The organism is Nocardia pseudovaccinii NBRC 100343, from assembly GCF_001613225.1.
GTDB lineage: Bacteria > Actinomycetota > Actinomycetes > Mycobacteriales > Mycobacteriaceae > Nocardia > Nocardia pseudovaccinii.
Window position 1 is genome coordinate 1 of the sequence record NZ_BDBY01000127.1, and the last position, 19,501, is coordinate 19,501.

A 19,501-nucleotide genomic window follows, 5' to 3' on the forward strand; every position below is an offset into this window, starting at 1 on the left:
ACGGGTACGACGTCACCGATCCCACCACGGTTTCGGCGGCCCTCGGCGGCCCGGCCGGACTCAAGGCACTCGCGGACGAAGTGCGCAGCCGCGGTATGGGTTTGATCGTCGATCTGGTGCCCAACCACGTCGGCGTGGCCGATCCCCGGCAGAACCCGTGGTGGTGGGATGTGCTGCGCAACGGCCGCGAATCACAGTTCGCGCATTTCTTCGATATCGACTGGAGTGCGGGCAATGGCGCGGGCGGCCGGCTGGCACTGCCGGTGCTGCAGAGCGAAAACGATCCGGCCGCACTAACGGTGGACCGGTCCGGTTCGGAGCCGATGCTGGCACTGCACGATCTGCGCTTCCCCATCGCGGCGGGCACCGACGGCGACAACGCACTGCGCATCCACGACAAACAGCACTACCGGCTGGTCAGCTGGAAGGCCGGGCTGTGCACCTACCGGCGGTTCTTCGCGGTCGGCAGCCTGGCCGCGGTGCGCCAGGAGGATCCCGAGGTCTTCGAGATCACCCACCGCGAGCTGGCGGCGTGGTGCGAACACGATCTGATCGACGGCGTCCGGGTCGACCATCCGGACGGATTGTCCTATCCCACCGCGTATCTGACGAAGCTGCGTCGGCTCATCGGCCCGCACCGGCTACTACTCGTGGAAAAGATCCTCGCGAACCGCGAACCCTTGGACAAGACGCTGCCGGTCGACGGCACCACCGGCTACGACGCACTGTCCGACTACGGCGGCGTACTGATCGACCCCGACGGCGAACAGACGCTGACCGAACTGTCGCGCAAAGTCGCCGGGCACGGCAGCGACCGCGCCTGGATCGGCGAAACCGAACACCGCATCAAACGCGCGGTGGCGGAGAACATCCTGGCCCCGGAGATCCGGCGCCTGGTCGCCGCTATCAAGCGCGACGCGCATGCCGAGAGCTTCGACACCATGGCATTGACCAATGCCACCATCGAGGTGCTGGCCTTTATGCCGGTCTACCGGGTGGATTACGCGCCGCTGGCGGGTATGACCGGCGCGGTGGTCGCCGAGGTGGAGAAGCGCAATAGCGAACTGACGGTGCCGCTGAGCGTGCTGGTGGCGGCGCTGGCGTCCGATGGCGAGGCGGCCGTTCGGTTCAGCCAGGTCTGCGGTGCGATCACCGCGAAGGCCGTCGAGGACACCATGTTCTACCAGGCGGCGCGGCTGGTCTCACTGCAGGAGGTGGGCGGCAATCCGGCCCGATTCGGCCACTCGCTCAACGAGTTCCACCTGTCCAATAGCGAACGCGCGCAACGCTGGCCCGCCACCATGACCACACTGTCGACGCACGACACCAAGCGCGGAGAGGATGTGCGCGCCCGGATCGGGTTGCTGTCCCAGGCCGCGGAGACCTGGGCGCGTGCTGTCGAATCCTGGCAGGAGATCACCCCGGGTCCCGACGGCGCGACGACATTGTTCCTGCTGCAGAACATGTTCGGCGTCTGGCCCGCCGACGGCCGACCGGCCTCGTCCGTGGCCGGACTGCGCGAGCGACTGCATCTGTTCGCGGAGAAGGCGATTCGCGAGGCCGGTGTCCATACTTCCTGGGAGGAACCGGATGTCGGATTCGAGAAGAAGGTGCACGGCTGGCTCGATGCGGTGATCGACGGGCCGGTCGGTTCCGAAATCGGTGATCTGGTGCACGAACTCGCCCCGCACGCCTGGTCGGATTCACTGTCGCAGAAGCTGCTGCAGCTGTGCGGGCCCGGAATTCCCGATATCTATCAGGGCTGCGAGCTATGGGAGGACACGCTCGTCGATCCGGACAACCGCCGCCCGGTGGATTTCGCGGCCCGTGCCGGACTGCTGCAATCACTCACCGGTACACCGGCTTTGGATACCACCGGCGCGGCCAAGATGTGGATCGTCGCCTACGCGCTCTGGTTGCGCCGCGAGCGTCCGGACTGTTTCGTCGGCGGCACCTACCTGCCGCTTTTCGCCACCGGCGAGCAGGAAGGCAGGCTGGTCGCCTACGCGCGCGGCCGGGCCGGTGAAACGCCCGAGGTGATCGTGGCCGCCACCCGGCACAGCCTCGGCCTGGCCGAAACCGGGTGGACCGATACCACTTTGGAGCTGCCGCAGGGCAACTGGACCGACCGCCTGACCGGCCACACCTTCCAGGGCCGAGCCCGATTGGAAAAGCTGTTCGCCCGGCTGCCGGTGGCGCTACTCGTGCGCTGAGGGCTCCTCCGGCGTGCTGGCCGTTACCGTGCCGGTCTTCTCGATCAGCGTCTCGGGCACCATCCCGTCGTTGTCCTTCAGCCAGCGCCGCAGATTCGCGGGTCGGTAGTCCGTGGCGTCGTGCGCGGTGGAGGCCAGGCGCACGCCGCGATCCCCGTCGGTATACAGCCGCCGCCAGGAATCCCAATAGAATCGCGGATTCCTCGGCTGACGAATGGTGCGCAGCACATTGAGGATTCGGTATCCGATGCCGAGCGAGCGATGCAATTCCATATGTTTCGCACCCGAAGCCGCGCACCGCTGGGACAGTCCCTCGAGCCGGTCGCGGTCGAAGACGAGTCCGACCGCCTCGGCCTGTTCGACCATCCAGCGCAGCGTGATATCGGAGAGTCCGCATTCCTTGTAGCCGCCGCCGACATCGCTGTGCACGCCCTCGAACCAGACCTGCTTCACCCGGTCGTAGTCGTGGGAATACTTCACATCCGGTTCGATCGGCACCTCCCAGAGGCACGGTTCGAAATTGCGCCGCCGCTCATCGAGTGCCAGGGCCTGCCGTGCGCAGTAGACATTGCGTCCGAGCTTCACATCGTGGAACCGGTGCCGCAACGACGTCAGTCCGGGCACGCCGAGTGCGCCGACGGTATCGAAGACCCCGATGAAGTCGATCTTGGCCGGAGCATCCCAGCAGTTCGCCTTGCGGAAGTCGATCCACTCCCGCGGCTCCCTCGGATCCGGATTCTCCGGGGTCCGCCGTGGCGCGGGCTGATGGTGAATCCGCAAGGCCTCCGGGTACTTTCCCTCGATCATCGCATCGGGCGTCATGATCCCGATGCGGCCGATCAGACCCGCCAGGCTACGGGCGGTGTACGCACCGCGGCTGAAACCGAAGATGTAGATCTCGTCCCCCGGCTGCCAATTCAGTGCCAGGTGCCAGTACGCCGAGGACAGATTCGCCTCGAGTCCGAGTCCGAACGCACCACCCATCAGGCGGTCGGCCAGGAAGCCGCGCGCGCCCGGCCCGGATACGTAGCTGACCCACTGCGGGATCGACTCCCCCGACGGTCCCGGCGCCTCGTACCGGATCGTCTGCGCGATCTTGATGATATTCGATACCGTGTTGCTGGATTCGGCCTTCCAGGTGCCGTCGCAACAGACCACCAGTCGTTTCATGAGTAGATCCTCCGCCCCGATTGCCGTCGAAACCTGCGTACTCGACTACCCGAATCATCGAGGCGTCCGCGGCGGATGTTAATGAAAATGTTGTCTTTCAACGCAAAAGGCACGCTCCGAACGGAATTTTCGCGAGTATCCTCGCGGGGCCGCGACCGGGTGGGATCGCCGGATACCGCTGCCACCGAAGCGTCGATGAAACGGGTGTCGGTCACTTGGGTTCGGTCGGCGGTTACGGTGAGCAGATGCTCCACGGAAGAGAAGTCGAACAAGCTCGGATCGATCGGCTTCTCGAGGCGGCTCGTACGGGGCGCAGCGGGGCGCTCGTGGTGCGCGGCGAGCCGGGGATCGGAAAGACGGCGCTGTTGGATTATGCGGCGGCGCAGGGGATTCCGGCGGTGCGCAGTGCCGGAATCGAGTCCGAGGCGGAATTGCCGTTCGCGGGGCTGCATCTGCTGATCAAACCGGGAATGGCACTGGTGGACGGGTTGCCCGCACCGCAGCGGGATGCGCTGCGCGGGGCATTCGGTCTGGCACAGCATGATCCGGCGGATCGGATGTTGATCGGGTTGGCGGTGCTGTCACTGCTGGCGGAGGAGGCGGCCGAGGGGCCGCTGCTGTGTTTGATCGATGACGCGCATTGGCTGGATCGAGCAACGGCGGAGACGCTGCTGTTCGCGGCCCGGCGACTCGATGCCGAGGGCGTGGTGATCATCTTCGCGGCGCGGACCGGCGAACAGGATTTTCCCGCGCCCGGCCTGCCGGAGCTCGCGCTGACCGGCCTGGCGCAGGAGTCGGCGGCCGCGCTGGTGGACAGTCGCGGTCCGGATCTTTCACCCGCTGTTCGGTACCGGTTGCTCGCCGAGGCGGGCGGTAATCCGCTCGCGCTGCTGGAGTTGCCCGCAGTTCTGGCGGCCGAGGGCAACGATTCCGGTCACGGGCCGAATCCCCTGCCGCTGACACAGCGGCTCCAGGTGGCATTTCACGGCCAAGTTTCCAGGCTGCCTTCAGCCACTCGGACGTTGCTGCTGATCGCGGCCGCGGCGGGCACCAACGATCTCACCACGGTGCTGCGTGCGGCCGACGAGCTCGGGGCACACTTATCGGACCTACAGCCCGCCGCAGACGCCGGGTTGGTCGGTAGCGATCGCGTGAGTTTCCGGCATCCCCTGCTGCGTTCTGCGGTCTACCAGGGTGCGCCGCTGACGCAGCGGCTCGCCGCGCACGCCGCCATCGCCGCCGCACTGACCGAACCCGAGAACGCCGACCTGCGCGCCTGGCATCTGGCCTCGGCGGCGACCGGACCGGACGAGACCGCCGCGGCAGCGCTGGAGGACACAGCCGATCGCGCGCGTCGGCGCAGCGGCTATTCCGGTGCCGTCGCCGCGTACGAACGCGCCGCGGGTTTGAGCACCGACGCGTTTGCCCGCGTCCGACGGTTGGTGGCTGCCGCCGAAACCGCCAGTGAGGCGGGACAATTGGACCGCGCCAGCCGTCTGGCCGACCGCGCGGCCGGTTTGAGTACCGACCGAATGCTCGGGGCGCGACTGGATCTGGTTCGCGCCACCGCGGAATTCGGTGCGGGCAAACCACTCTCGGCGCACCAACTGCTGCTCGCGGGCGCCGATCTGGTGCGCACCGGCGATCCGGCCCGCGCCGCGCGGATCCTCATGCAGGCGGTGCACACGGCCTGGTACCTCGGCGCACCGGAACTCGCCGAGATCGCCGCGCACATCAACGCATTGGACCTGCCCGACGCCGAACCGATGACACCCATCGCCCGCTACACGGTCGCTGGCATCGATGGCCGACTCACCATCGACCTGCGCGACGCGGCCGCCGCCGCCCGCCGCAACGGTGCGGACAGCCCGCGCGATCTGGTGCAGATGTGCGGCGTCGGGCTGGTCGTCGGCCAGGACGAACAGTCCGCGGAGCTGGCGCAGACCCTCATTGCCGAATGCCGCGACCAGGGCCGCATCGCACTGCTGCCCACCCTGCTGTTCTTCCGCGCCGAGACCGAGCTGTTCCTCGGCCGACCGCGCGAGGGTCGCATCGCCGCGCTCGAAGGGCTGCGGATCGCCGAGGATATCGGGCAGCGGCATTGGATCAGCCAGATGTCCAGCTATCTCGCCTATCTGGCGGCATTGGAGGGGCGCGAACGGGATTGCCGCGAGTTGGTCGACCGTGCCCTGGCCGAAGAACTCGGCGGTGCGGCCGCGCCCGGCGCACCGTGGACTCTGGCGGCGCTCGGCGTGCTCGATCTCGGCCTCGGCAGGGTCGACAGCGCGCTGTCCCGGCTGGAGCTGTTAACCGTGGAACCCGCCCGCCACCACGTGATCGGTTTGCGGGCCCTGCCAGATCTGATCGAGGCGGCGGTGCGCATGGGCAGCCCCGAGCGAGCGGGTGACGCGCTGGATCGGCTTTGCGGCTGGGCGAAAGTCTCGCGACAACAGTGGGTCACCGCGCTGGTCGAGCGCTGCCTGGCATTGACCGGGCCGGAAGCCAAGGCGGACAGCCACTTTCAAGCCGCACTGGAACACGGCGGGCGGCCCTTCGAACAGGCCAGAACCCAGTTGCTTTTCGGTGAACGGCTACGGCGCAACCGTCGAAAGACCGAGGCGCGCAACCAACTTCAGTCCGCCCTGGAAACCTTCGACCGTCTCGACGCCGCACCGTGGGCCGAGCGCACCCGCACCGAACTCGCCGCCCTCGGCGTCGGCACCACAACCCGCCCCACCACGGGGGTCCTCGCCCGCCTCACCCCCCAAGAACTCCAGATCGTCCGCCTAGCCGCCCAAGGAATGTCCAACCGCGACATCGCCGCCCAACTCTTCCTCAGCCCCCGCACCATAGGCCACCACCTCTACAAGGCCTACCCCAAACTCGGCGTCCTCTCCCGCACCGAACTCCGCACCCTCCCCCTCGACGTCGCCTAGTAGGACTTTGTTAGGTCAGTCACTATGGAGTGTGTCGGCTCGAGTTCCGGCGTGTTTCTCGAGACCATGGCGGGGTGGATGCGGTAGGTCTGGGCGAGGTCGGTGAACACCTCGATTCCTTTGTGGGCGAGGTGTTCTCGTCGCTGGCGCGTAAGGACCGGGTGGCCACGGCCGGGGTGTATGTGCGTGGGGTGATGCTGGATGGCAAACGCAAGTCGATGCAGCCGATGGCCGAGCGGTTGGGGTGCGATCATCAGCGGTTGCAGCAGTTCGTGACCTCCTCGCCGTGGGATGTGGTGCCGGTGCGGAAGGTGTTGTCACGCAAGGCGTGTGAGGTGATCACACCGCAGGCGTGGGCGGTCGATGACACCGGGTTCGCCAAGGACGGTGACGCCTCGCCGTGCGTGGCCCGCCAGTATTCGGGCACCCTGGGCAAGGTCGGCAACTGCCAGGTCGCGGTCAGTGTGCATGCGGTGACCGACCACGCCTCCGCACCCCTGAACTGGCGGTTGTTCCTGCCCGCCAGCTGGGACGATCGGGCCGCGGGCGACGCGGAGCAGAAAGCGGCGATCACCGCGCGTCGGGCGAAGGCCGCGATCCCCGGCAACGAGCACCACCGCCGCAAGTGGGAACAAGCCCTGGAGATGATCGATGAACTGCTCGCCTGGGGCCGCACCCTGCCGCCGGTGATCGTCGCCGACGCCGGCTACGGCGACGCCACCGAATTCCGGCAAGGACTCACCGACCGCGGCTTGGCCTACGTCGTCGCCGTCAAAGCCACCACCAGCATCCACCCCGGCGATGCCATACCGGTGACACCACCATGGTGCGGTAACGGGCGCCCGCCGAAATCCCACTACCCCGACCCGCCGACGACATGCAAAGACCTCGTCATGACCGCCGGTCGCCACGCACTGCAGGAGGTGACCTGGCGCCACGGCACCAAAACCGGTCCCGCCAACCCGGCCGCCGCGATGCGCTCGCAGTTCACCGCGGCCCAGGTCCGGCCCGCCAACCGCACCATCGCCCGCGCCGTCGACGGCAGCCTGCCCGAACTCTGGCTTGTCGCCGAATGGCCGTCGGGTGCAACCGAGCCCACCGACTACTGGCTGTCCACCCTGCCCGCCGACACCCCGATCACCGAACTGGTCCGGCTGGCAAAGATCCGCTGGCGCATCGAGCACGACTACCGCGAACTCAAAGACGCCCTCGGCCTCGACCATTTCGAGGGCCGCTCCTGGCTCGGCTGGCACCACCACACCACCCTCGTCACCGCCGCCCACCTGTTCCTCACCACGCTGCGGCTGACCAGCCCAAAAGCATCCGGGCAGGACTGACCCTCTACGGCATCGTCCGCGAAATCCAACGCGCACTTGCCATCTGGATCGGCACCTGCCCACTCTGCCACCACAACCTTCCCAACCTAACAAAGTCCTCCTAGGCCTCTTTCAAGATCAGGTGGCACTGGTGGCGGGGGCTTCTCGGGCGATGCCGCCATGGATTCCACCTGATCTTGAAATGGGGTGTGGGGCATGGCCACGTCGGCTGTTGGTTGGTTGGGCTGGGGTGGGTGCTGTGGTTGGGAACCGACTCTTGTGTTCGGTGGCCTCGGATAGTTTGTCGTTCTGGGGTTTTGCGGGGTGATGCTGGGCGCGGTGTGTGCCGTACCCGGCTTACCTTCCGCGGTCAGGTGGGCAGGCCCGCGGCTTCCAGCTCAGTCGACCGGATGTGGTTGCGTTCTTGGGCGTTGTCGAAGGTAGTCAAGTGGTGGTTGGTGGTGGGGGGCACCCAATTGACTGCGCTCGATGAGCTCGAGCCGTCATTCGACTCCCCGCTTGCTGTCCGATGATTCCGGCCCCGCGGAGAGCGCCTCAGGGATGACGCACTGTTTGCCTACGCTGTGCCGCGCGCGCCGACCCGGCCGATAACCCAGCGGCCGGTTCCGACCCCGGCGGCGACCAGCACCGCGACCTGCAGCGACCCGGTGATCAGCGCGAGGACCAGGCAGATGACGAGACCGAGGGCGATCGCCTCGAGTTTGTACATCGGCCACGCGCTGCCAGCGATATCCACCGCTGTGGGGCGAGTCTGAAGGGGGACCACTGCCATGTCGTCAGGCTACACGGATGGGGAAGTTCGGGCTACCTAACATTTCGGCGGGAACAGAGGCGGGCGCCGCGTTGTTGCGGGTGTCATGCCATTGACAGGTGAGTACGCACCGAGCACATCCGATTGGGCCCGTGAGCAGGCCGAGCTGATCGAGAATTCCGGCGGCACCGAGGGCCTGACCCTGCAGGGCAAGCCCGTCATCGTCCTGACCACCAAGGGCGCGAAGACCGGGCTGCTGCGCAAGACCGCGCTGATGCGGGTCGAACACGACGGCGAGTACGCGGTCGTCGCCTCGCTGGGCGGCGCGCCGAAGCATCCCGTCTGGTACTGGAATATCAAGGCCGAGCCGCATGTCGAGCTGCGTGACGGCACCGTGAACAAGGACTACACCGCGCGCGAGGTCTCCGGCGAGGAGAAGGCGCTGTGGTGGGAGCGGGCGGTCGAGGTCTGGCCCGATTACGCGAACTACCAGACCAAGACAACCCGCGAGATTCCGGTTTTCGTCCTGACCCCGCGGTAGCTCCGGCCGGGAAACCGACCGATTGCACTTCTCCGACGCCCACCCGACGCGTCCGCCCGACGCGGCGGGTGGCACCATATTTCGAGTGTCCAATCCGCTTGAACTCCTCGACGACCAGTCCACTTCTCGTCCCGCGCTGAGCGCACACGAGATCGACGCCGCCGCCAAGCGAATTGCCGACATTATCGAGCCCACCCCGCTGCAGCACAGTCCCCGGCTGTCCGCGCTGACCGGGGCGCAGGTCTACCTCAAGCGCGAAGACCTCACCGCCGTCCGTTCCTACAAGCTGCGCGGCGCCTACAACCTGATCGTGCAGCTCACCGACTCCGAGCGAGCCGCGGGCGTGGTCGCGGCCAGCGCTGGTAATCACGCCCAGGGCGTGGCCTTCGCCTGCAATGCGATGGGCATCAAGGGCCGCATCTACGTGCCGACCACCACACCGAAGCAGAAGCGTGACCGCATCCGGGTGCACGGCGGCGAGTTCGTCGAGCTGATCGCGGTCGGGGAAACCTATGACGCCGCTGCGGCGGCCGCCGTCGAGGATGTCGAGCGCACCGGCGCGACGATGGTGCCGCCGTTCGACGATCCGCGCACCGCGGCGGGACAGGGCACCATCGCGCCCGAATTCCTGGAACAGCTCGGCGGGCGGACTCCCGACCTGGTGGTGATCCCGGTCGGCGGCGGCGGTTGCCTGGCTGGCATCGGCACCTACCTGCGGGAGCGCTCGCCGAGCACCGGCATCCTCGGCGTGGAACCCGCGGGCGCGGCCTCGATGACCGCGGCCCTGGTCGCGGGTGGCCCGGTGACGCTGCCGGAGATCGATCCTTTCGTCGACGGCGCCGCCGTGCGCCGGATCGGCGGCCTGCCCTATGCGGCGATCGCCGCGTTCGGTGGCCGAGTGGTATCGCACGGCTCGCTGCCGCTGCTGACCGCGACCGAATCACCAAGTGGTGCAGGCGCTTTCCGCATGATGCAGGTCGACGAGGGCGCGATCTGCACCACTATGCTCGAGCTGTATCAGAACGAGGGCATCATCGCCGAACCCGCGGGCGCGCTGTCGGCGACGGCGCTGGCCGAAATCACGATCGAACCCGGTTCGACGGTGGTGTGCCTGGTCTCCGGCGGCAATAACGATGTGTCGCGCTACGGCGAGATCATCGAGCGCTCGCTGGTGCACCGCGGCCTGAAGCACTATTTCCTGGTGGATTTCCCGCAGGAGCCGGGCGCGCTGCGGCGCTTCCTCAACGAAGTGCTCGGTCCCGACGACGACATCACCCTGTTCGAATACGTCAAGCGCAACAACCGGGAAACCGGTGCCGCGCTGGTCGGTATCGAACTCGGTGCGCCGGAGGGGCTCGGCCCACTGCTGGAACGGGTGCAGGACTCGCCGATCCAGTGCGAGCGACTGGATCCGGGCTCCCCGGCCTACCGCTACCTCACCTGAGCGCCCTCCTCGATCTGTCCGGCCGCGCAGACATCTCCTGCGCGGCCGGTTCGTGAACCTCCCGGCCAGGATTTCCAGCGCCACTGGCGCCTGACACGCGGAATCCGCTCGCCCGCCAGAATCACCGCGGCCCCGAGAATCGTCAACGCCGAGCACCGGCGGCGCCCGCACGAGATGTGATGGCGGGTGCCCGGTTATGCGGCCTCTGGCGTCTCCACCACGGTGACGGACCGGCGGGTCGTGCGCACACCCGTCATGACCATCGGCAACAGCCAACCGGCCGCGGCCTGGTCGAAGCTCAGCTGCGCGGCCGAGAGGCGATTGTGGACGAATCCGACGGACAGGCCGAGACGGGGTTCGGCCCAGCCGAAGGAGCCGCCGAGGCCGATGTGACCGAAGCCGCCGTGCGCGCCCGGCATCGGAAGCGAGTGATAGCCGAGGCGCCAGAGCATCGGCGCGTAGAACAGGGTGCGGTCGAGCCGGTAGGTCCGAATTCGACTGAGCGCCTTGATGGTTTGCGGCGTCAGATACCGCACGCCGCCCGCCATGCCGCCATTGGCCAGCGCGCCGTACGTGGTGGCCAGCGCGGGGGCGGTGCAGACGCCGTTGCCCGCACCGAGTTCGGTATCGAGAATCGGCGGGATTTCACCCTCCAGGATGGTCTCCAGTCCGGGCAGGAACAGGCACCGTGCGGCCGCGCCGAGCGCACCGGGCAGACCATAGCTGCGACCCAGAACCCTTGTGCTGACCGGCTTTCCGATCAGACTGAGCTGGGATCCCGCCAACGGCGCGTAGACGGTCGACGATTGCGCGGACGGCTTGCCCAGGTGCAGACCGTCGATGCCGAGCGGCTCGGCGACCTCGGTGCGGAACAGCTCCGCCATCCCCTGGCCGGTGATGGCGCGGGCCAATCCGGCGAGCAGCCAACCGAAGGTGAGCGCGTGATAGGCCGGGGTGCCGAGCAGACGATCGGGTTTCGCGGCGGCGAGACGCCGCTCCATCAGCTGGTGGTCGAGCACATCCTCGAGCCCGGCCGCGATCGGGTTGAGGCCACCGAGTCCCGCGCTGTGCGTCATCACCTGACGAATGGTGATATCGCCCTTGCCGTTCTGGCCGAACTCCGGCCAGTACTCGGCCATCGGCGCTTCGTAGTCGAGCAGACCCCGATCGGCCAGCCGGTGGATGACCGTCGCGGTGATGCCCTTGGTGGCGGAGAAGATGATCGCGCCGGTGTCCTGGCTCCACGGTTTGTCACCCGCGCTCCCGGTCCAGATATCGACCAGCGGTTCACCGTGCAGATGGACGGCCAACGCGCCGCCCGCCCCCCGACGGCGCCCGAAGACCTTCGCGAATGCGCGTACCAATGGTGCGAATTCGGTGGCGGCGCTGCCACCCACCCCATCGGGGAGATTCGCTAGGTCCCCGGGTGAAGCCACGTTGCTCATATTCCAAAGGTAATGGCGCTGGTCACACTCGGCAATATTGTGTCTCGGACAGTTATGTTCAGGAGGTTTTCGGTAAACGCGTTCCGACCTGGGGTTCCGCTATGCGCCGGTGAGTATCACGAACGAGTGGCCCGGTATCTCCGTCGCGGAGACGCCTTCGGTCGCGGGTTCCCAAGACAGCAGCGAAAGACCGGCGATAGGCACGCTGACCTGGTCTTCGGAAAGATTGCACACCAGCGTCAGCGGGCCACGGCGCACCGCGATCCAGCGGGCATTCTCGTCGTAGTCGACAGATACATGCGTGAGCCGCGGGTCCGTTATTTCAGCTCGCTCGCGTCGCAAACCGATCAGCTTTCTATAACAGGACAGCAGCCGTGTGTGGCGATCGTGTTCGAGTTCGGCCCAATTCAGCTTCGACCGCAGGAGGGTTTCGGGGTCCTGCGGGTCCGGAATCTCGTCGCTGTCCCAGCCGTGTTCGGCGAATTCGTCCTTGCGGCCGGTGGCGGTGGCGGCCGCGATCACCGGATCGGTGTGCGAGGTGAAGAACTGGAACGGGGTGCGCGCGCCCCACTCCTCCCCCATGAACAGCATGGGCGTGTATGCCGAGAACAGCACCAATGCGGCTTTGATCGCCAGCTGTCCGTCGGTCAGGTAGGCGCTGGGACGGTCCCCGATCGCCCGATTGCCGATCTGATCATGGGTGCAGGTATAGGCGAGCAGCGCGCTCGCCGGGATGAGCCGGGTGTCGATCGGACGGCCGTGGATGCGACCGCGGAAGCTGGAATAGGTTCCGGCGTGGAAGAATCCGCGCGTCAGTGTCTGGGCCAGACAGCGCAGCGAACCGAAATCGGCATAGTAGCCCTGGCGTTCACCGGAAACCGCGGTGTGCACCGCGTGGTGCAGGTCGTCGTTCCATTGACCGGTCAGGCCGTAGCCGCCTGCCGCGCGTGGGGTGATGAGCCGCGGATCATTGAGGTCGCTCTCCGCGATCAATGTCAGCGGCCTACGCACATGTGCGGCAAGGGATTCGGTTTCGACGGCCAGTTCGGCGAGCAGGTGGGTGGCGGTGCGGTCGACGAGTGCGTGCACCGCATCGAGTCGCAGTGCGTCGATGTGGAAGTCGCGCAACCAGCGCAGGGCGTTCTCGATTATGAAGCGGCGCACCGGATCCGAGTGCGGACCGTCGAGATTCAGGCTTTGCCCCCAGGTATTGCGACCTTCGGTCAGATAGGGCGCGAAGCGGGGCAGATAGTTGCCGGAGGGACCGAGATGGTTGTGGACGACATCGAGGGCGACCGCCAAACCCTTTGCGTGGCAAGCATTCACGAAGCGCTGCAAACCATCCGGTCCGCCGTATGGCTCGTGGACGGCATACCAGAGCACACCGTCGTAGCCCCAGTTGTGGCTACCGTCGAAGGCGTTGACCGGCATCAACTCGACCATGGTGACACCGAGTTCGACGAGGTGGTCGAGCCGCTCGACGGCGGCGTCGAAGGTTCCCTCGGGAGTGAAGGTGCCCAGATGCAGTTCGTAGATGATCGCGCCCGCCAGTGGGCGGCCGGTCCAGTTCGCATCGGTCCATCCGGCCGGATCGAGGGCGTGCAGCGCCGAGCGGCCGTGCACGCCATCGGGCTGGCGCGCCGAGCGCGGATCGGGCAGGACGGTCGGGTCGTCGTCGAGCAGGTAGCCGTAGCGCGTACCCGGTACGGCGTGCACATCTGCCCGCCACCAACCGTCAGGCGACCTTGTCATCGGATGCACGGCACCATCGACCTCGATGCGCACCCGTTCCGGTCGCGGGGCCCATACCTCGAACAAGGTCACCGAGCCAGCATCGCATGTCGGCGATCGCACGGCCCGCCGACACATGACGCACCCTTTCCGACCGACTGACCATTGCCCGCGGCGCGCGGATCCTGACAGAGTGGGTGCGTGGGCATCTACAACGATCGGTTCGTGCCTCGGCTGGTCAATCTGGTCTGCGGGGCCAAGATGAACAATCCGCAGCGCGAGCGCGCCTGCGCCGGATTGCACGGACGGGTGATGGAGCTCGGCTTCGGATCGGGACTGAATATCCCGTTCTATCCGGCTGCGGTCGAGTCGATCAGCGCCGTGGAACCCGCCGACCTCGGCTGGCGCCTGGCGGACAAGCGGCTGGCCAAAACCACCGTGCCGATCGAACGCGCCGGACTCGACGGCCAGTCGCTGCCCTTCGCCGATAACAGCTTCGACTCGGCACTCTCGACCTGGACGATGTGCACCATTCCGGATATCGCGGCCGCGCTGGCCGAGGTGCGCAGGGTGCTCGTTCCCGGCGGAACCCTGCATTTCGTCGAACACGGGCTCGCGCCGGATCCGGGCGTCCAGGCGTGGCAGCACCGGCTGAATCCGATCGAGAAGGCGATTGCGGGCGGCTGCAATCTGGATCGCGATATTCGCGGCACCGTCGAGAGCGCCGGATTCGAGATCCGCGAGTTCGACGAGTTCTATGCGGACGGACCCAAGTTCCTCGCCGCGCTGTCGCTCGGAGTCGCGGTCTCGCGGTAGCCCCATCTGATTTCGGCATTCGCACTGGGCATGCTGGTGGGCGCACCCGCGCTGGCCATGATCACCCTGCGCTGGCCGCGCCGCACCGCGCTGCTCGCCTTCCTCGGAGTGTTCATCGCGGCCCATGTGGTGGCCGCGCTGACCCCGGGTTACTCGGTGCTCTTCGGAACCCGGGTGGTCGGCGCATTCGTCTACGCCGGATTCTGGGCGGTCGCCGCGACCACGGCACTGAGGCTCTCGACCGGCGCACTACTGGTCATCTTCGGCTACCTCGGCGCACTCCTGGCCCGCACCACCGGAATGCGGAGAGCTGGATTCCCTTGGTGCTCACCCTGTACAGCATTGGCGCGCTGATCGGCATCACGGTCGGCGGTCGAGCCACCGATGCCCATCCCTTCCGAGTACTGACCGTCGGCGTGATCGGGTTGATCATCATCTCGTCGGTGCTGGCACTGACCGTGGCCATGCCCGCACCGGTCGTACTCCTCGTATTCCTATTGGGCGCCTTCGGATTCGCCACGAATCCAGCCCTGAACACCCGTGTATTCGCACTCGCCGGGCGCCGCACCCACCCTAGCGACCGCAGTCAACTTCTCCGCATTCGATGTCGGCATCACCGTCGGCCCATGGCTCGGCGGTCTGGCCATCGGCGGCGGCCTCGGCTACCCGTCGGTCGCCTGGATCGGCATGGCCCTCGCCATCACCACATTGGCCACCGTCACTTGGGCAGCCGCGCTCCATCGTCGGGCTCGGCAAGTCCAGAAGGTCAGCCCGGTGGATCGGGACATGGTCGAACTCACGGTGTGAACACGCACCACCGCAACGCTTCCGAACGGACCCTCGTCGACGGCGAATACCCTCGGCCTGCCCGACCTTAGCCGTCGCCAATCCGAACGTCGTGTTCAGCCCGCGAGACAGCCTGGACCGAGCAGCGCCTTGAGGTCGCCCATCAGGGCCGAGGACGGTGAAACCCGCAGGCTGTCATCCAATTTCCACAGCGACGTATTGTCGCGTGCGCCCACATGGCGGACATGGACGTCCGCGGTGCCCGGATGTCTCGACAGGATGCGCTTGAGCTCGCCGATCTTGTCGGGCGTGCACAGCCGCGTCGGCATGACGACCGCCAGCGGCTTGGCCACACCGATCGAAGAGAGGTCGGGGACGGCGAGATCGTTGGCGATCAAGGAGATCCGGTCGTCGCGCACCGACACCCTTGCCTTCACCAGGACGACCGCATCCTCCACCACATCCGCGCCGTACACCGAATAGGCCTGCGGGAAGAACAGCACCTCGATACCACCGGTCAGATCCTCGATCTGCGCCGAGGCCCAGGCCAGGCCGTTCTTATTGATGCGACGGTTGACCGAGGCGAGGATGCCGCCGATGGTGACCTGGGCGCCGTCCTTGATATCACCTTCGAGAATGGCCGGAATCGCCGTATCCGCCTGTGCCGCAAGCACATGTTCGACGCCGTTGAGCGGATGCCCGGACACGTACAGGCCGAGCATTTCCCGCTCGAGCGCCAGCTTGTGCTTGGTCTCCCACTCGTCCTCGGGCACTTTCACATTGAAGACCGAGGCCACCGACTCGTCGCCGTCGTCCAGCCCGCCGAACAGGTCGAACTGGCCGATCGCCTCGGCCTTCTTGGTGGACATCACCGCATCGATGGCATCGGAGTGGATCAGCAGCAGACCCTTGCGCGGATGCCCGAGCGAGTCGAATCCGCCCGCCTTGATGAGGGATTCGGTGACCTTCTTGGTGCAGGCGATGGCGTCGATCTTGTTCAGGTAGTCCGAGAAATCGGTGAACTTCGACTTCTCCTTGCGCGCCTGGATGATCGAGGTGACGACATTCGCGCCGACATTGCGCACCGCGCCGAGGCCGAAGCGGATGTCCTTACCCACCGAGGCGAAGTTCATCTCGGATTCGTTGACATCCGGCGGCAGCACGGTGATCGCGAGGCGGCGGCAATCGGAGAGGTAGACCGCGGCCTTGTCCTTATCGTCGCCGACGGAGGTGAGCAGGGCCGCCATATATTCGGCGGGATAGTTCGCCTTGAGATATGCGGTCCAGTAGGAGATCAGGCCGTAGGCGGCGGCGTGTGATTTGTTGAACGCGTAACCGGCGAACGGAAGGATGGTGTCCCACAGCGCCTTGATGGCCGCCTTGGAATATCCGTTGGCCTGCATGCCCTCCTCGAAGCCCTCGAACTCCGCGGCCAGCACCTCGGCCTTCTTCTTACCCATCGCGCGGCGCAGAATATCTGCTCGACCGAGCGAGTAGCCTGCCACTTTCTGCGCGACGTGCATGATCTGCTCTTGGTAGACGATCAGGCCGTAGGTCTCGCCGAGGATGTCCTCGAGCGGCTCCTCGAGCTCCGGATGGATCGGCTTGACTTCCTGCCGGTCGTTCTTGCGGTCGGCGTAGTCGTTGTGCGCGTTCATGCCCATCGGGCCGGGGCGATACAGCGCGCCGACGGCCACGATGTCCTCGAACGCGGTCGGCTGCATGCGGCGCAGCAGATCGCGCATGGGCCCACCATCGAGCTGGAATACGCCGAGTGTGTCACCGCGCGAAAGCAATTCGTAGGTGCGCGAATCGTCGAGCGGCAGCCGGTCCATATCCAGGTCGATGCCGCGGTTGGCCTGGATGTTCTCCAGCGCGTCACCGATCACGGTCAGGTTGCGCAGACCGAGGAAGTCCATCTTCAACAGGCCGATGGCCTCACACGACGGGTAGTCCCAGCCGGTGATGAGCGCACCGTCCTGGGGCCGCTTCCAGACCGGGATCGCGTCGGTGAGCGGATCACAGGACATGATGACCGCGCAGGCGTGCACACCCGCATTGCGGATCAGGCCCTCGAGGCCACGCGCGGTCTCGTAGATCTTCGCGACATCCGGATTGCTCCCGATGAGTTCGCGCACCTCGGCGGCCTCTTTGTACCGCTCGTGCTCCGGATCGGTGATACCGGACACCGAGATGTCCTTGGCCATGATCGGCGGCGGCAGCGCCTTGGTGATCTGGTCGGCGATGGCGAATCCGGGCTGGCCGAACAGCACTCGCGCCGAGTCCTTGATGGCGGCCTTGGTCTTGATGGTGCCGAAGGTGATGACCTGGGCGACCCGGTCGGTGCCCCACTTCTCGCTCGCGTAGCGGACCATCTCACCGCGACGGCGATCGTCGAAGTCGATATCGATATCGGGCATCGACACGCGCTCGGGATTGAGGAACCGCTCGAAGAGCAGACCGTGCGGAATCGGGTCGATATTGGTGATACCGAGTGCGTAGGCGACCAGCGAACCGGCCGCCGAACCACGGCCGGGACCGACTCGGATGCCGACCTCGCGGGCGTGGTTGATCAGGTCGCCGACGACGAGGAAGTAGGCCGGGAAGCCCATCTCCAGGATGACGCCGATCTCGTACTGGGCGCGGTCCAGATAATCCTGGGGCGCGCCGTCCGGGAATCGACGCCGCAGCCCGAGGTCGACCTCGCGGCGCAGCCAGCTGGCCTGGTCGTGGCCATCGGGCACCGGAAAGATCGGCATCCGGTCGCGGTGCTGCCACACCTCGTCGTAGGACTGCACCCGCTCGGCGATCAACAAGGTGGAATCGCAGGCGCCGGGCACCTCCATATCCCAGATCGCCCGCATCTCTTCCGCGGACTTCAGGTAGTAACCGTCGCCGTCGAACTTGAAACGCGTTGGGTCACTGAGTGTTTTACCGGTCTGGATACACAGCAGCGCCTCGTGGTTGGTCGAGGCGTCCTTGGTGACGTAGTGGCAGTCGTTGGTGGCCAGCGGCCGGATCCCGAGCTTTTTGCCGATCTCGAGCAGTCCCTCACGGACCCGGCGCTCGATGGACAGGCCGTGGTCCATGATCTCGAGGAAGAAATTGTCCGGGCCGAAGATCTCCTGCCATTTGGCCGCGGCCTCGAGAGCCTCGCGGTCGTGACCGAGGCGCAGGCGGGTCTGCACCTCTCCCGAGGGGCAGCCGGTGGTGGCGATGATGCCCGCGGCGTGCTCGGCGATGATCTCCTCGTCCATGCGCGCCCACTTGCCGAGCTGACCTTCCAGCGAGGCGAGCGAGGACAGCTTGAACAGGTTGTGCAGGCCGGTCGCGTTCTCCGCGACCATGGTCATATGCGTGTAGGCGCCGGAACCGGAGACGTCGTCGCCCTTCTGGCTGGGATCACCCCACTGCACGCGCTTGGTGTCGAACCGGGAACCCGGTGCGATATAGGCCTCGATGCCGATGATCGGCTTGATACCGGCCTTCTTGGCGGAGTTGTAGAACTCCGAAGCCCCGTACATATTGCCGTGGTCGGTCATCCCGACCGCGTTCATTCCCAGCCGGTTCGCCTCGGCGAAGAGCGGAGAGATTTTGGCCGCACCATCGAGCATGGAGTACTCGGTGTGGTTGTGCAGGTGAACGAACGATCCGGACGAGGCGGCCAAGACGGTCCTTCCTCCCAAGGTCTCGACGGGGGTTGGTGTAGCGATTCTAGGGGTGCCCACCGACGAGTTCGGCTTCCCGCGCCGGGCTGACGCAGGTGCTCGGCGTGTCGGTGGTGAAGATCACCGGCGCGTCTCGCGACCCAGCATTGCGGCTGTCCGATTTCCGCGACAGTGGGTGGTCCGCGGATCGCTCGACACTACGCGAGCCCTCGATCAAGCGCGCTTGCGCCAGACGAATTTCAAACCGGACCAATCGTTGTCGAGCGCGGCCACCTTCACATCGACGACACCGATGGGCAGCAATAGCTCGCGCAGATCGTTCTCGGCGATATCGCTGACGTGCCCACCCGCTTTGCGCGGCCAGGCGATCCACAGCATCGCGCCCGGCCGCAGTGCGGCGGCCAATTCCGGGGCCTCGTCGGCCAGGTCTGCGAGTTCGCGAAAGAAAGCGAGGACGACATCCGCGGACTCCGGCGCATCGGTGGCGATCGCGACGTCCAGTGGTAGATCCGGAATCTGCCAGCCTGCGGGTGCATGCCGCAGCACTACACGGTGGCCGGATTTGATTCCGATCTTCTTCGCCAGCGGCGTCCCGGAGTAGCCCGCGGTCATGGACACGACTGTATGCGGCGCTGTTGGGGCGGATTCGGTGGGACCACCGCG

At 66.5% G+C, this 19,501-nt stretch carries 14 protein-coding genes; 8 read left to right on the top strand and 6 right to left on the bottom strand.

Features of this window, described 5'->3' with window-relative positions:
• On the top strand, positions 1–2,213 hold a 2,213-nt coding region (gene treY, locus NP3_RS15290; RefSeq protein WP_063041868.1), incomplete at its 5' end, for a malto-oligosyltrehalose synthase.
• Here the strand turns inward: treY and NP3_RS15295 are convergent.
• Positions 2,199–3,383 carry a T6SS phospholipase effector Tle1-like catalytic domain-containing protein gene (locus NP3_RS15295; RefSeq protein ID WP_063041870.1) on the bottom strand — a complete coding sequence of 395 codons (1,185 nt, stop codon included), beginning with the start codon at positions 3,381–3,383 and terminating at the stop codon, positions 2,199–2,201. The genes treY and NP3_RS15295 overlap by 15 nt on opposite strands.
• Positions 3,384–3,628: 245 nt before the next feature.
• On the opposite strand from NP3_RS15295, the gene NP3_RS15300 reads away from it, so the two are divergent.
• Both NP3_RS15300 and NP3_RS15305 read left to right on the top strand, forming a co-directional pair.
• Entirely contained in the window at positions 3,629–6,319 is a 2,691-nt protein-coding gene (locus NP3_RS15300) for an ATP-binding protein (protein ID WP_063041917.1), read from the top strand.
• A 74-nt stretch (positions 6,320–6,393) separates the two neighbouring features.
• Positions 6,394–7,656: an IS701 family transposase gene (locus NP3_RS15305; protein WP_063041872.1), complete on the top strand. Its 1,263-nt coding sequence runs from the start codon at positions 6,394–6,396 to the stop codon at positions 7,654–7,656.
• Positions 7,657–8,212: 556 nt separating this feature from the next.
• Here the strand turns inward: NP3_RS15305 and NP3_RS15310 are convergent.
• A complete protein-coding gene (locus NP3_RS15310; protein ID WP_063041874.1) occupies positions 8,213–8,428 on the bottom strand; it encodes a hypothetical protein in 216 nt (71 codons plus the stop codon).
• Between the two features lie 85 nt (positions 8,429–8,513).
• Between NP3_RS15310 and NP3_RS15315 the strand changes: the two genes are divergently transcribed.
• Positions 8,514–8,948 carry a nitroreductase family deazaflavin-dependent oxidoreductase gene (locus NP3_RS15315; RefSeq protein WP_063041876.1) on the top strand — a complete coding sequence of 145 codons (435 nt, stop codon included), beginning with the start codon at positions 8,514–8,516 and terminating at the stop codon, positions 8,946–8,948.
• 85 nt (positions 8,949–9,033) lie between these two features.
• A complete protein-coding gene (ilvA, locus tag NP3_RS15320; RefSeq protein ID WP_063041878.1) occupies positions 9,034–10,392 on the top strand; it encodes a threonine ammonia-lyase IlvA in 1,359 nt (452 codons plus the stop codon).
• Between the two features lie 194 nt (positions 10,393–10,586).
• On the opposite strand, the gene NP3_RS15325 is transcribed toward ilvA, so the two are convergent.
• Together NP3_RS15325 and treZ are read right to left on the bottom strand one after the other, a co-directional pair.
• Positions 10,587–11,837, bottom strand: a complete 1,251-nt coding sequence (locus NP3_RS15325) for a serine hydrolase domain-containing protein (RefSeq protein ID WP_063041880.1) — start codon at positions 11,835–11,837, stop codon at positions 10,587–10,589.
• A 99-nt stretch (positions 11,838–11,936) separates the two neighbouring features.
• Entirely contained in the window at positions 11,937–13,706 is a 1,770-nt protein-coding gene (gene treZ, locus NP3_RS15330) for a malto-oligosyltrehalose trehalohydrolase (protein ID WP_063041882.1), read from the bottom strand.
• A gap of 63 nt (positions 13,707–13,769) precedes the next feature.
• Here treZ and NP3_RS15335 point away from each other — a divergent pair, with 63 nt between their 5' ends.
• From NP3_RS15335 to NP3_RS15345, 3 genes are all read left to right on the top strand, one after another.
• Complete coding sequence (locus NP3_RS15335) at positions 13,770–14,384, top strand: class I SAM-dependent methyltransferase (protein ID WP_063041884.1); 615 nt, start codon at positions 13,770–13,772, stop codon at positions 14,382–14,384.
• A 30-nt stretch (positions 14,385–14,414) separates the two neighbouring features.
• Positions 14,415–14,738, top strand: a complete 324-nt coding sequence (locus NP3_RS15340; RefSeq protein WP_063041886.1) for an MFS transporter — start codon at positions 14,415–14,417, stop codon at positions 14,736–14,738.
• Positions 14,739–14,924: 186 nt separating this feature from the next.
• Complete coding sequence (locus NP3_RS15345; RefSeq protein WP_063041888.1) at positions 14,925–15,191, top strand: hypothetical protein; 267 nt, start codon at positions 14,925–14,927, stop codon at positions 15,189–15,191.
• A 95-nt stretch (positions 15,192–15,286) separates the two neighbouring features.
• Here the strand turns inward: NP3_RS15345 and dnaE are convergent, their stop codons facing one another.
• Both dnaE and NP3_RS15355 read right to left on the bottom strand, forming a co-directional pair.
• Entirely contained in the window at positions 15,287–18,838 is a 3,552-nt protein-coding gene (gene dnaE / locus NP3_RS15350) for a DNA polymerase III subunit alpha (protein ID WP_084508608.1), read from the bottom strand.
• A 213-nt stretch (positions 18,839–19,051) separates the two neighbouring features.
• Positions 19,052–19,450 carry a DUF3052 family protein gene (locus NP3_RS15355; protein WP_063041889.1) on the bottom strand — a complete coding sequence of 133 codons (399 nt, stop codon included), beginning with the start codon at positions 19,448–19,450 and terminating at the stop codon, positions 19,052–19,054.
• Positions 19,451–19,501: the final 51 nt, after the last annotated feature.